Genomic DNA, 13,388 nt, shown 5'->3' on the forward strand with positions numbered 1-13,388 from the left:
CCAGACAATCCAGCAATGAGAGTTCCTCTTCTTCAAGTAGTCGAATCCCTGCCCACGAACGAACAAGGACCGTTCCAATCGAGCCCGCACGTGGCGATCAACGGGTCGGTGTTGCCAACCACGGGCTACGTTTGGCCAGAGTTAGACGTAGACGTCGATGTTGACGGCGGTTTCACTTCCCCAATCATGCTTGTCGGAGCTCCAGGGGCAATGGGGAAGTCAGAAGCGGCACGCAATATTGCATCAGCCCTCAAAGCTCCCTATGTGAACCTCGCGCAACTTACAGTCGGAACGGGTTCTCTCGTCGGGGAACTGGTCAAAGCCTTCGGGGCAAGCGGGGCAGAAAATCTACGGGATGAAGTAAGAGCGGGTCGAGCCATACTCGTCCTAGACAGCACCGATGAAGCGCAACTCCGAAGCGGTTCTTCAAACTACTTTGAATTTTTGCCCGATCTCGACTGGCTTATCAATACCGATCTCAAGCAGCCGCAAGTCATTCTCCTCGGGCGCACAGACTCGATATCAATCACGGAGATCGCCCTCAGTGTGGCGGATAAGAGTTTCGTTTCGACTCGTCTAGCACCGCTCGGCCGGGTGGCCGCCAGTCAGTTCATGCAATCTATGCTTGACAGAACCCATTATTCCGTGCACAGAGAGCAGCCGGAGCCATTCATTCGCCTTTGTGAAGCGATGCTCGCGAGCCTGGCAGCCGCGCTCCTCGGTGCTGAAGTATCGCGCGCCTCACTCGAGAGACATTGGTCGGAAACAGACTCTTTCGTTGGCTACCCTCCGGTCCTCAAGGCGCTCAGCGAGCGGCTGGCCGTGAAGAATCCTCAAGCGGAGCTCTCAAAATTAGAGGCATTGCCGGATCTACAAGAGCGGCGGCAGCGAGGAGACATACTGCGAGGGATCGTCGAGGATATTCTCGATCGCGAAGCCAGTAAGGTACAGGCGTCAGTGGGGGATTCCTTGGCTTTGGCACCGTTGGACTCGCTTCGTAAAACGCTCTATGGGCGCGAGGAGCAAGCGGCAAGGCTCCTGCATATGAGTGGAGTGGAAAACGTCGTTCTTGACCGGCCAGCGCATCTTGACCATTCGGATAGATCGCGCTACGAAGAGCTCATCGAAGGCTTTGTTGCGGATCATCCCTTTATCCGAGACGCGGCTTTCGCCAATGAAGTTTTCAGTGACTATCTCCGCGCTTGGGCAATTAGTTCTCCTCAAAGCGGGATCGATACAAGCGACCGGCCAGGCTTCCTGGCCTCGCTGCCTCGAGTTGGTCCATTCTTCGCAATATTTCTTGAAGCGCTCCTCCCAGCTGGTGAGCCTGCACTGATCCCAGAGGACCTGGTTGACGATGCGATTCGCTCGAACGCAATCGGATCGGTTAGGTCTCGTGCGCTTTATACTCATATCGAGGGCAAGGGTGCGCGGCTCCAGTTGTTCGATGAGGACGAACAGGTGGCAGCGGCGGAGGTCGTCTTCGAGATTGAGGAGCCTCTAGGCGTACTTGTGCTACGAGCGCCTTTGACGAGGATTTCCATTGTCAGCCAGTATGGTGTCATCCTGCGATCCGGAACGAACGGGCAGATTGACTATGGTCCTGACGCTCTCATAGTGGCCAGCGAGCTGCAGATCGACGGGTCATCCTTCCAGATCTTGGCTTCTAACGATGCTAGTACGTTCTCAGGAATCATTGTTCGAGAGAACGTTGAGCATGGCAAGGATCTTCGAGTGATTTCCCATTCAAGTGGCGGGTTCATGGCGTCCTGGCCAAACGCTTGGCATCAGTGGAAGGAATATGCGCCTTCCTCGGTACCTGCGGCGCAAGCGGTACCTCGGAGTCTCGGAGCGCAGGTAGTCATATCTGTTCGAAAGCTCTTGTTGTCGTTTCACGGCTCCTCTGTGGATGCGCCGGCTGTCTCAGCCGACAAAGTAGATCGCGTGCTGATCGGTGGTAACGGCGTTGCACAGACGGTTCGTGACGTGCTGGTGGAATTGGGAGTTATCAAACGATCTGGTGCTCAGTATTACTTGGATCTCCAGGTTCTCGGTGAGCGGGGCCTATCATGGGGGGCGCTCAGTTCGAATGATCCCTACACTGCTTTAACGCCGTTCTGTGAGAAGATCATTAATACGGAGACGTTCATTTCGAAGCACCTTAAAGCTGATTGATGACCATTGGGGGAAATCAAATCGTCATCAATCATTCAAAGGTGACGGTACGGTTGGTTTCACGTTTGCTTTCTTGTCTGATATTTTTGTCCCGCCAGAGGGCTTCGATGAGTGGGTCTATGAACCTTTAGATAGGTAGAGGGAGATGGCGCGAGCGGTCAGAGTCGTCTGTAATCTCGCGTCATCTTCATCTTCATCTTCATCTTCATCTTCGGACGTCGAAAGGGCGATAGACCGGGAGCACCTTCCGCTGCGGAAGTTCGGCTTGAAAGTGAGGGCTTGCCTGGTCAGGCCGGTCGTCGGGCGAGCAGCGCGACCGGGTCGTGACGACCGTCGGCGACGACCGCGCGGAAGGCCCGGACGAGCGCCTCTCCCGCGTGCACCGTCGCGGGGGTCGACCACGCCAGGGCCGACGCGATCGCCGGGTACTCCGCGACCCGGACGAACCACGGGTCGCGGTGCCCGAGTGCCTCGAGGACGATCGTGACCGGCCGCCCCTCGACGTCGGCGCTCCAGGACACCCAGGGTGCGACGGAGCCGTGCACCGCGGCCTCCCCGGTCGCCGTCTGGGTGCGGACCTCGACGTCCGTGCACGGCGGCAGACGCCAGGTGAACCCGCCGTACCCGGCACCGACGCGGCCGTTGCTGCCGGGGCCGCCGAGCCGCACGTCCGCGCCACCCGGGGTGCTGAAGGACGACGTCGTGCGGAGTTCCCACGCGTCGGGTCCGAGTGGCCGGGTCGACGTCGTGCGGTCCTCGTGCAGGCGTGGTCGCCCGTCGGGTCCGCGCCACTGCAGCTCCATGCCGTGGGTGTCGCCCTCGACGGTCTCCCGGTCGACCGTGACCGTGCCGTGGTCGTCGCGCCAGACGTAGCCCTCGCCGTGGACGTAGGTGCGACCGCCCCAGCAGTTCGCGCCGCCGACGTCGGGGACCGCGGGGCCGACGCCCGTGTGCCAGTCGTGGTCGGGTGGGTGGTGCGCGCTGACGACGATCCCGGCGAGCGTCCGCACGGGGTGCAAGTACGGCCGGGGGACCGAGGTCGGGATGGTGCCGGCGCCGTCGAGCATGGTCGCGACCTCGGACCGGGTGCCGCCGGTGGTCGAGGTGCCGTCGGTGGTCGGGACCGTGAAGCGGTGCAGCACCTCGTCGCGGGTGGCGTGCGCCCACGGTGCGCCGACCTCGGAGAACAGCGCCAGCTCCTCGGCGGCTCGTTCGACGAGTGACTCGACGTCCTGCACCACGGGGTGCCGGTCAGGCCCCTCGCCGAGCCAGGTGACGAACGGGTGGTCGATCTGCACGGGCTGCGTCGCCCGGACGGCCTCGAGCACCTCGACGAACGCGCCCGTCGACACCAGGGGGACGAGCAGGTCGGCGCCCGTGCGGCGGTGGTCGAGGAGGTTCTCGAGCAGGTCGGTCCGGCCGTGGTGCGCTGTGGGGGCGTCGGGCAGCGTGACGTGGTCGAGCGTGTAGTCGAACCGTGCGGTGCCGTCCGCGCCGACGACCCGCACGGAGGGCACGGTCTCCTCGGCGGCGCACAGGGTCAGCGCGGCCGTGGCCTCGCGACCCGACGCCGTCGTCACGCGCACCGTGGACGTGTCGTCGCCCTCGATCGCGTTCGCCCGGTACAGCTCGACCTCGACGCGAGCCACGTCGGCGGCACGGCGGGCACCGACCACGGCCAGGGCGGTGGCGACCGCGTGGGCGAGGGGGTTCGTCACCACGCCGTCGAGCACGTCGACGCCGTGCAGCCGCCGCCGGCCGGCCCACGCGGACCGCTGCCAGTAGGCGTCGTCACGGCGCCAGGTGCCGACGGCCGCCGCCGAGCGGACCGCGCCGACGACGTGGCCGTCCCGCAGGGCACCGAGCGCGTCGGACCCGAGGCTCTGGAACCCGACCTGGACGACCTGCCCGGTGCGGCGCTCGGCGTCGAGCAGCTCGGCCAGTGCCTGCCGGGTCGTCACTGGTGGCTTCTCGAGGAGCACGTCCGCGCCCGCCTGGAGTGCCGTCATGGTCAGCGGGAGGTGCGCGGCGATCGGGGCGGCGACGACGACGACGTCGACGGGACCGTGCGCCTGGGCAGCCGCGAGGTCGGCGACCACGGGGACGCCGCCGTCCGTGGGGCCCTCGAGCGCCGGGTCGAGGACCGCGGTGAGCGTGCACCGACCGGCGGCGACGAGCCGGTCGACGTTCGCGCGGTGGTGCAGGCCGTACCCGCGGGCACCGACGAGCACGACGCCGGGCAGGGCCGCGTCCGTCGTGCCCTCGTCGGTGCCCGCGGGTGTCACGCCGACGTCCCGGGGGACCCGCCCGTGCCGATCGTGATCCGTGCCCGACCCGGAGCCCGACCCGTCACGAAGACGTGCTCGCCGTCGGGGCGGTCGGTGCCGCCGAGGAACGCGTAGTCCTGGCCGGGCGCGTAGAACGCCGGCTGCCCGGGACCCGATCCGTTGCCCGGTCCGACGGTGACGACGTCGTCGCCGACCCGGTACGTGCCGGTCCCGCTGGCGAGCACGGTGTTGCCCTCGGCGTCCTGGTCCATGCCGGTGACGGTACCCCCGGCGCGGAAGGTCAGCTGCAGTGCCCACGGCACGTCCGCCCCGTCGAGGTCGAGGTCGAGCACGACGGCGTCGGGCAGCACGGTCACGTCGACGGTCGTCGTCAGCGTGACGGTGTCCACCATCCGGTCGCCGAAGTCCATCGCGGCGGAGAACCGGCCCTCGTCGCGCAGGTCGTAGGCGCCGTCCGGGCGTCGGCGTGCGGTCGGGAGCGGCTGGTGGTACCCGGCCTCGACCGACTCGGTGAGCCGGAAGCGCAGGACACCGTCGCCGTCCAGCGTCGTGAGGGTCGTCGGGCGGAAGGGCCCCAGGCCGAAGAACTCGCGGGACAGCCGCACGTCGGACAGCACGACGTCGCCGGCGAGCACCCGCAGGAAGGTCGGGCTGTTCGCCAGGCCGGAGCGGACGTGGCCCTGCGCTGGGACGTCCGACCCCGCGAAGACGACGACGCTCCGGCGCGGCTCGCGGACGTGCACGAGTCGGGCGTCGGCGAAGTGGTGCACCTCGCGCGCGGGAGCGGCGGGAGCGGCGGGGGCGCCACGGTCGGGGAGCGGTCGACCGAGCAGCGGGTCCGTCATGGCCCGCGCGGCGACGGCACCCGGCTGCCACATCTCGAGCGTCACCGCACGCCGTGCGGCAGCGGCGACGTCGGCGCGGTCGTCGCGCACCGCGACGTGCCAGAGCAGCGGCGCGAACGGGCCGATGCCGAACGGGCGGGACTGGTCCTGGCGGCGCGACTGCACGGTCTCGACGGTGTCGTCGGGCAGCAGCAGGGCCAGGACGGCGTCGATGCTCCGGCGGACCGGCTCGAGGAGCTCGGGACGGTCGAGGACCTCGGCGAGCACGAGGAACGACGGGCACGAGACGGCGACGGCGTAGTTCGGGCTGCGCTCGGACCACAGCCCGTCGGCGTCGATGTCCGCGCCTTCGGCCAGCCACTCGTCGATGCGGTCGACGAGCGCCGGGTCCGGGTGCAGACGGTGGATCCGGGCCAGGGCGGCCGAGATCTCCCACCGGTGGTTCGGCGTGTGCACACCGCCGGTGCGCAGGGCCGGGGCGGCGCGGAGCACGATCCGGTCGAGGTCCTCGGCGAGGGCACCCGCGACGTCGGACTCGGCACGGACGGGAGCGAGTAGCTCGAGGGCGTCGCAGCAGTCGTTGACGGTGAACGCTGAGTCCGGCGGCGACAGGACGTTGTCGCCACCGACGAACGTCCCGTGCGCCGACTGCCGGGCGGCGAGGTGCCGGACGTACCCGTGCGCGGTGGCGAGGTCGGTCTCGTCGGCCTGGGCCGGGCCTCCAGACCGGACCCACGCGCCCACCAGGGTGAGCGCGCGTGCCATCAGCTCCCGGTGCTCCAGTGTCGCCGGGTCGTCGGTGCTGGACCGCAGGTCCCGGACCGCGGTGTCGGCGGCCGGGCCGAGGGCCTCGAGGAAGGTCGGTCTCATCAGTCCTTCAGCCCCGCGTTGAGGTCGGCACCGTTCACGTACTTCTGGAACACCAGGTACAGCAGCAGCAGCGGCAGGATCGAGATGACCGAGGCCCCGAGGAGCACGGTCCAGTTCACGTTCTCGGCCCCGACGATGCTCTGCAGGGCGATCTGGATCGTGAACTGGTGCGGGTCGTTCAGGACGAGCAGCGGCCAGATGTAGTCGTTCCAGCGCCACTGGAACGAGAAGATCGCCAGGGTCAGCATGATCGGGCGGGAGATCGGCAGCATGATCCGGACGAAGATGCCGAACTCGCTCGCGCCGTCGATGCGCGCGGCCTCGACGAGGTCGTCGGGGACCGTCAGGAAGAACTGGCGGAACATGAAGATGCCGGTCGCGGTGATCACCGACGGCACGATGATGCCGGCGAGCGAGTCGTACAGGCCGAGGTCGCGGATCACGATGAAGGTCGGGGCGAGGATGACCTCGGTGGGGAGCATCGTCGTGGCGAGGATGCAGACGAAGAACACCTTGAGCCACTTGTTGTCGTACTTCGCCAGGGCGTAGCCGGTGCAGGCGCTCGCCAGGACCGTCAGCACCGTGGTGACCAGCGCGACGATGATCGTGTTGCCGAAGTACCGGGCGAAGTCGAAGCTCGACCAGGCCTCGGTGAAGCCGGACACCGACCACTGCTTCGGCAGCAGCGTCAGCGGGTAGGAGAACAGCTCGCTGCCCGGCTTGAAGGCGCTCAGGACGAACCAGAGCACGGGGAACCCGAACGCGATGATGAAGACCCAGAGCAGGGCGGTCGCGGCGACGGCCTTGCCGCGCGGGACGCGGGTGCGGTCGGGGCCGCCGGTGCGGCCGTGGCGCTTGGTCACCTGGTCGGTGACGGCGGCGGCGGTCGTCGCGGCGGCTCCGGCCGGCGTGGTGGGGAGGGTCGTGTCGGTCATCGGCGTGACTCCGTCCGGCGGTTCATGGCGAGCTGGATCAGCGCGATGGCCATGAGGATCAGCATGAGGACCATCGACGCGGCGCTCGCGTAGCCGATGTGGGCGTTCTGGAACCCGTTCGTGTAGATGTACTGCACGAGCAGGGTGTTGTCGGTGCCCGGGCCGCCGTTGTTGAGCGCCTGGATCGTGGCGAACTCCTTGAACGCCCCCAGCGAGGACAGCAGCACCACGATGAACGACGTCGGCGCGATGCTCGGCAGGGTGATGTAGCGGAACTGGTGCCAGGCGCCGGCCCCGTCGAGCGAGGCGGCCTCGTAGTACGACTGCGGGACGTTCCGGATCGCGGCGACGAACAGCAGCATGTTGAAGGCGGCGCCGGCCCAGGCGGTGGCGAAGATGACCACGAGCAGGGACAGGTCGGCGTTCGACTGCCACGGCACGGCCTTGCCGCCGAGGGACTCGACGACGAAGTTCGCCAGGCCGAAGTTCTCGCCGAACATCCACCGCCAGATGACGCCGGTGACGATGGGGGAGATCAGCCACGGCACGAAGAACACGATGCGGGCGACGCTCCGGCCCTTCGCGGCGGGGCTCGTGAGCATCAGGGCCATCGAGAGCGACAGCACGAAGCCGAGCGGCACGGCGACGACCGCGTAGATCAGGGTGCGGACCAGCGCCGCGTAGAAGGTGGAGTCGCCGAAGAGCTCGGTGTAGTTCTCCAGGCCGATGAACTTCGGGTCGCTCACGCCGTTGTAGTCGGTGAACGAGTAGCCGAGGCCGATGACGGCGGGCCACACGAAGAACACCACGAACAGCACGGCGTTCACCGCGACGAAGGCGATCGGTGCGAGGACCGGGCGGCTGACGCGGGAGCGGCGACGGCGAGGTCGGCCGGGGGTGCCCGACCGGGCGGGGCCGGGTGGGACGGCCGCGGTGGCGGTGACGTCACCCGCTGCGGTGCTGGTGCTCACGATGATCCTCTTCGTTCGTCGTGCGGGGTGGGGGAGGGACGGCCACCGGGTGCGGGCAGCCGGTGACCGGCGGCCGGCCGCGGTGCGGGCACCCGGCGGACGCCGGCCGGGTGCGGTGCGCGCACCCGGCCGGGGTCGTCAACCGACCTGCTCCTCGTAGTACTTCGTGATCGTGTCGAGCGTCTTCTTCGCCGACTGCTGCCCGTTGACGAGCTTGCCGACCTCGGTGGTGGTGGGGTCGGTGCCGAGCTCCTTGCCGTCGATCGCCCAGGTGGCGGCCTCGTTGGCGTAGGCGCTCGAGATCGGGTCAGCGGCCTCGATCTCCTTCGTGTACAGCGCGAAGGAGTCCTTGGCGGCCTGGGAGGTGAAGGGGTAGTCGATGTCGAGCCCGTTCTCCACCGGCAGGAAGCCGTTGGTCGCGGAGAGCTTGGTGTAGTTCGCCGGCTCGTACATGTACTCGATGAACTTCTCCGCAGCGGCACCGCGGGCGTCCGAGTTCGCGAACCCGACGATGTTGCCGCCGTAGTTGATCTCCGTGGCGTGGGTCGGGTCGGCGGGGGTCGCGGCGCTCGCCCAGTCGAAGTCGACGTTCGACGCGAAGTCCGAGGTCTGCCAGACGCCGGAGAAGTACGCGACGACCTGGCCGCTCTTGAACAGCGCGTTCGGGTCCTGCCCACTGGCCCAGACGGACTTCGGCATGGTCTCGTCGTCGTTCATGTCCGCGAAGTCCTGCAGGGCACCGACCATCTTCGCGTTGCTCTCGAACGAGCCGTCCTTCTGCTGCTCGAGGAAGGTCGTGCCCTTCGTGTACATGTACGCACGCAGTCGCGACGGCGAGGCGTCGAACGTCAGGTCGTACTTCGCGCCGGTCTTCGCCTTGACCTCGTCGGCGGCCTTCAGGAACTCGTCCCAGGTCCACGCCTTCGCCGGGTCGGTCGGGTAGCTGACGCCCGCCTTCTCGAACAGCGACTTGTTCACGAACAGGCCCGCCGCGGTGATGTCGGACGGGATCGAGAGGACCTTGCCGTCCTTCGCCTTCGCGACGAGGTCCTGGTTGATGCCGTTGGCCTTCGTGTTGGTGATCGAGCTGAGGTCGACCGTCTGCGACGTCCAGATCGGGTCGATGGCGGCAGCACGGACCACGTCCGGCAACGACTTCGCCTGGGCGGACTCGCGGAGCTTCGTCTGCAGGCCGTCGTACGGCAGGTTCACGATCCGGACGTTGACCCCCGACTCCTTCTCGTAGGCGGTCGCCAGGTCCTGGTAGCCCTTCTCCTGCGCGGTCGAGGTCGACAGCCAGAACGTCAGCTTGTCCACCTTCCCGCCGTCGTCCCCGGAACCTCCGGAGGCGCAGCCGGAGAGGAGCGCGAGGGCGGCGAGGCCGCCGGCGAGTGCGAGCACTCGTTTGGATGACTTCATCGTCACTGCTTTCGTTCGGGCCACGGACTGTTCGCCGTGGACGAGCATTCGGGATGTCTCGGCCGAGGGTCCAAGGTCTACACGACCGACCGGCAGATGGGCAAGCGCTTTCCGACATTTGTCCTCACATCGACGTCGGCCTGGAGGCCCGGCTCACCCAGGTGGACCTGCCCGCTCCTCGACGTGGCTGGTTCCGGCGTCCGGGCCCGGGAAACCGCTAGCCTGACGCCGGACGCGCACGGCAGCGCGCACCGGAGAGGACGCCCCCGTGTCGGACCGCAGCACCGCGACCCTGGCGGACGTGGCACAGCGCGCCGGGGTCTCCCTCGCGACCGCGTCCCGCGCGCTGAACGGCAGCGCCCGACGGGTCCGTCCGGAGTTCCTGGAGCGCGTGCACGTCGCGGCCCGCGAGCTGCACTACACCGCCAACGTGCAGGCCCAGGCGGTCGCCCGCGGCACGACGACCTCGTTGGCCCTCGTCGTCGGTGACATCGCCGACCCGTACTTCGCCGCCATCGCCGCCGGTGCGATCCGCGCCGCCGACGAGGCCGGTCTCGTCGTCACGATCACCTCGACCGGCGGGGACGCCTCCCGCGAGCGCGAGGTGCTCGACGTCGTCGCCGGCCTCCGCCCCCGCGCCGTGGTGCTCGCCGTCAGCCGTCACCTGGGCGGGAACGGCGACGCGGTCCGTGACGGGATCGCCGCCCTGGTCGCCGGCGGTGCCGGGGTCTCGGCGCTGGTGTCCGACGTGGACGGGGCGGCGGCGGGGGTCGAGGGCGTCCACGCGCTCGTCGTCCGGAACCTCAGCGGGGCCGCGGCCCTGGCCGGAGCGCTCGTCGAGCAGGGGCACCGGTCCTTCGCGGTGCTGGCGGGGGAGCCGGACCTCGTCACGGCGCACGCCCGGGTCGAGGGCTTCGTCGCCGGTCTCGCCGCCCACGGCATCCGGCTCGACCACGGCGCCGTGGTCCCCTCGGCGTTCTCGCGGGACGGCGGCTACCAGGCCATGACCCAGCTGCTCGACGCGGGGACGCCGCCGCGGTGCGTGTTCGCCGTCACGGACCTGATGGCGGTCGGGGCGCTCACGGCGATCCGCGAACGCGGCCTGGTCCCCGGAGTCGACATCGGCGTGGCGGGCTTCGACGACGTCCGGATGCTCGTCGACGTGGTGCCGGCGCTCAGCACCGTGCGGCTGCCCCTCGAGGAGATCGGGGCGCGGGCGGTCCGCCGGGCGCTCGGCACGGACGACGACGCGGACGACGTCGACGGCGAGGTCGTCCTGCGCGCGAGCACCGCGCGCTGACCCTGCCGCCACCGCCCCGACCGGCCGCCGACCCGGGGGCTGCGCTCCGGCCGCTGCTTGGTGTACGGTGCCGGGCAAGCGCTTTCCGCACCGGCGGGAGCTGCTCGGCGAGCAAAGGAGCACGCGTTGACCACCCGCACCCTCGGCATCATCATGAACGGCGTCACGGGACGCATGGGCTACCGGCAGCACCTCGTCCGCTCGGTGCTCGCGATCCGTCAGGACGGCGGCGTGCTGCTGCCGGACGGCTCCCGGGTGCAGCTCGAACCGGTGCTCGTCGGCCGGAACGCCGCCAAGCTCGAGGACATCGCCCGCCGCCACGGCCTGGAGCACTGGACGACCGACCTCGACGCCGCGCTCGCCGACCCGCGCTGGGACGTCTTCGCCGACTTCGCCGTCACGAGTGCCCGCACCGACGCCATCCGCCGCGCGATCGCCGCGGGCAAGGCGGTCTACACCGAGAAGCCCACCGCGGAGACCTCCGCCGAGGCCCTCGAGCTCGCCCGCCTGGCCGCAGAGGCCGGCGTGCCGAACGGCGTCGTGCACGACAAGCTCTACCTGCCCGGCCTGCGCAAGCTCGCGCGGCTCATCGACTCCGGGTTCTTCGGCCGGGTGCTCTCAGTCCGGGGCGAGTTCGGCTACTGGGTCTTCGAGGGGGACTGGCAGGACGCCCAGCGCCCGAGCTGGAACTACCGCCGCGAGGACGGCGGCGGCATCGTCGTCGACATGTTCCCGCACTGGAACTACGTCCTCGAGCAGCTGTTCGGCCGCGTCGAGTCGGTGTACGCCCGTGCCGTGACCCACATCCCCGAGCGCACGGACGAGCAGGGCCACGCCTACCCGGCGACCGCGGACGACGCCGCCTACGGGGTGTTCGACCTGGCCGGCGGGATCACCGCGCAGATCAACTCGAGCTGGGCGGTGCGGGTGGACCGGGACGAGCTCGTCGAGTTCCAGGTCGACGGCACCCACGGCAGCGCGGTCGTCGGGCTGTTCGGCTGCCGGGTCCAGCCGCGCACGACGACGCCGAAGCCGGTGTGGAACCCGGACCTCCGCGACGACCGCGACTACCGCGGCCAGTGGCTCGAGGTGCCGGACAACGACGAGTACGGCAACGGGTTCCGTGCGCAGTGGGAGGACTTCGTGCGCGACCTCGTCGCCGGCCGCCCGCACCCGTACGACCTGCTCTCCGGCGCCCGCGGTGTCGCGCTCGCCGAGGCCGGCCTGCGGTCGAGCGCCGAGGGCCGCCGCATCGACCTGCCGGAGCTCCACCTGCCCGAGCCGCACCGGACCGACGACCGGACGGACGACCGGACCGCCGCCACGCCCACCGGAGCCGACCCGAGCCTCCAGGCGGTCTCCGCATGACGGACCTGACCCTGCTCGCCGCCGACGGCACCACCCGGACGGTGCCCCTGCAGCCGGCGCCCACCTGGACCAGGCCCGACGGCCCGCTGACCGAGCGCGTCGTGTACGCCGCCGCCCACGTCGTGCCGCGCGTCGGGTCCGACACCACGCCCGGCGCTCCGGCCGACCTCGACTGGGACCGCACCCTGGCGTTCCGGCACCACCTGTGGTCCTGGGGCCTCGGCGTGGCCGACGCGATGGACACGGCCCAGCGCAACATGGGCCTCGACTCGGCCGCGACCCGCGAGCTCGTGAACCGCAGCGCCGCCGAGGCCGCGAGCGTCGGCGGCCGCATCGTCGTCGGGGTGAACACCGACGACCTGGCGTCCGAGGACGCGAGCCTCGACGCGATCGTCGACGCCTACGTCCGCCAGCTGCACCACGCGGAGGACGCCGGCGCGGACGTCGTGCTCATGGCCAGCCGCCACCTCGCACGTGCTGCGTCCGGGCCCGACGACTACCAAAGGGTCTACGAGCGGGTCATCGCGCGCGCCGGCGCCCCCGTCGTGCTGCACTGGCTGGGGGCCGCGTTCGACCCCGCGCTCGCCGGCTACTTCGGCGACGAGCGGTCGGCGCCCGAGACGGTGCTCGCCGTGATGCGCGACGCCGGCGAGCGGGTGGGCGGGATCAAGATGAGCCTGCTCGACGCGTCGGCCGAGGTCGCCCTGCGCGCCCGCCTGCCCGAGGGGACCCGCATGTACACGGGCGACGACTTCCACTACGTCGACCTCATCGCGGGCGACGGGTCCGCGCACTCGGACGCGCTGCTCGGGGCCTTCGCCGCCGTCGGGCCGGCCGCGTCTGCGGCCGTCCGTGCCCTGCCGGACGAGGCCGCGTTCCGTGCCGTCCTCGGTCCGACCGAGGCGCTCGCACGCCACGTCTTCGCCGCCCCCACGTGGTTCTACAAGACCGGGATCGCGTTCCTGGCCTGGTTGAACGGTCACCAGCCCTCGCCGGCGATGGTCGGTGGGCTGCACGCGGGCCGCAGCCTGCCGCACCTGTCGGAGACGGTCCGCCTCGCCAACGCCTGTGGTGCGTTGGAGCAGCCGGAGCTCGCCGCCTCGCGCTGGCTCGCGCTGCTCGCGGTGCACGGGGTGGAGGAGCCGGCCGGGAGGCTCGGCTCGGCTGCCGACGTCGCTCCCGTCCCCGAGTCGGTCGCGTGAGCGCCCCGGCTCCGG

9 protein-coding genes are annotated in these 13,388 nt (G+C 69.5%); 4 read left to right on the forward strand and 5 right to left on the reverse strand.

The features are described from left to right. Nucleotides 1-90 precede the first annotated feature (90 nt). Complete coding sequence (locus ITJ54_RS10665) at nucleotides 91-2,175, forward strand: ATP-binding protein (protein ID WP_194628053.1); 2,085 nt, start codon at nucleotides 91-93, stop codon at nucleotides 2,173-2,175. A 287-nt stretch (nucleotides 2,176-2,462) separates the two neighbouring features. Here ITJ54_RS10665 and ITJ54_RS10670 read toward each other — a convergent pair whose 3' ends face one another. The 5 genes from ITJ54_RS10670 to ITJ54_RS10690 all read right to left on the reverse strand — a co-directional run bounded on the left by ITJ54_RS10670 (nucleotide 2,463) and on the right by ITJ54_RS10690 (nucleotide 9,503). Then, complete coding sequence (locus ITJ54_RS10670) at nucleotides 2,463-4,460, reverse strand: DUF6807 family protein (RefSeq protein ID WP_194628055.1); 1,998 nt, start codon at nucleotides 4,458-4,460, stop codon at nucleotides 2,463-2,465. Beyond that, nucleotides 4,457-6,178 (reverse strand): hypothetical protein, encoded by a 1,722-nt coding sequence (locus ITJ54_RS10675; protein ID WP_194628057.1) that lies wholly within the window; start codon nucleotides 6,176-6,178, stop codon nucleotides 4,457-4,459. The genes ITJ54_RS10670 and ITJ54_RS10675 overlap by 4 nt, the downstream gene beginning before the upstream one ends. After that, a complete protein-coding gene (locus tag ITJ54_RS10680; RefSeq protein WP_228509089.1) occupies nucleotides 6,178-7,113 on the reverse strand; it encodes a carbohydrate ABC transporter permease in 936 nt (311 codons plus the stop codon). The genes ITJ54_RS10675 and ITJ54_RS10680 overlap by 1 nt, the downstream gene beginning before the upstream one ends. Then, nucleotides 7,110-8,084, reverse strand: coding sequence for a sugar ABC transporter permease (locus ITJ54_RS10685; protein WP_323741683.1), 975 nt, complete (start codon nucleotides 8,082-8,084; stop codon nucleotides 7,110-7,112). Before ITJ54_RS10685 ends, ITJ54_RS10680 begins: the two co-directional genes overlap by 4 nt. A gap of 138 nt (nucleotides 8,085-8,222) precedes the next feature. Further along, nucleotides 8,223-9,503, reverse strand: a complete 1,281-nt coding sequence (locus ITJ54_RS10690; protein WP_194628059.1) for an extracellular solute-binding protein — start codon at nucleotides 9,501-9,503, stop codon at nucleotides 8,223-8,225. A 268-nt stretch (nucleotides 9,504-9,771) separates the two neighbouring features. On the opposite strand from ITJ54_RS10690, the gene ITJ54_RS10695 reads away from it, so the two are divergent. The 3 genes from ITJ54_RS10695 to ITJ54_RS10705 all read left to right on the forward strand — a co-directional run bounded on the left by ITJ54_RS10695 (nucleotide 9,772) and on the right by ITJ54_RS10705 (nucleotide 13,373). Next, on the forward strand, nucleotides 9,772-10,803 hold the full coding sequence (locus ITJ54_RS10695) for a LacI family DNA-binding transcriptional regulator (RefSeq protein WP_194628061.1): 1,032 nt from the start codon (nucleotides 9,772-9,774) through the stop codon (nucleotides 10,801-10,803). Between the two features lie 153 nt (nucleotides 10,804-10,956). Further along, nucleotides 10,957-12,171, forward strand: coding sequence for a Gfo/Idh/MocA family protein (locus ITJ54_RS10700; RefSeq protein ID WP_228509281.1), 1,215 nt, complete (start codon nucleotides 10,957-10,959; stop codon nucleotides 12,169-12,171). Beyond that, nucleotides 12,168-13,373 carry a DUF993 family protein gene (locus ITJ54_RS10705; protein ID WP_194628062.1) on the forward strand — a complete coding sequence of 402 codons (1,206 nt, stop codon included), beginning with the start codon at nucleotides 12,168-12,170 and terminating at the stop codon, nucleotides 13,371-13,373. Before ITJ54_RS10700 ends, ITJ54_RS10705 begins: the two co-directional genes overlap by 4 nt. Nucleotides 13,374-13,388: the final 15 nt, after the last annotated feature.

The organism is Curtobacterium sp. VKM Ac-2865 (assembly GCF_015350905.1).
Lineage (GTDB): Bacteria > Actinomycetota > Actinomycetes > Actinomycetales > Microbacteriaceae > Curtobacterium.

Excerpts from the sequence above, each read along its gene's own strand:
- ITJ54_RS10675 (WP_194628057.1), bottom strand. The coding sequence starts at position 6,178 with ATGAGACCGACCTTCCTCGAGGCCCTCGGCCCGGCCGCCGACACCGCG.
- ITJ54_RS10680 (WP_228509089.1), bottom strand. The coding sequence starts at position 7,113 with ATGACCGACACGACCCTCCCCACCACGCCGGCCGGAGCCGCCGCGACG.
- ITJ54_RS10690 (WP_194628059.1), bottom strand. The coding sequence starts at position 9,503 with ATGAAGTCATCCAAACGAGTGCTCGCACTCGCCGGCGGCCTCGCCGCC.
- ITJ54_RS10700 (WP_228509281.1), top strand. The coding sequence starts at position 10,957 with ATGAACGGCGTCACGGGACGCATGGGCTACCGGCAGCACCTCGTCCGC.
- ITJ54_RS10705 (WP_194628062.1), top strand. The coding sequence starts at position 12,168 with ATGACGGACCTGACCCTGCTCGCCGCCGACGGCACCACCCGGACGGTG.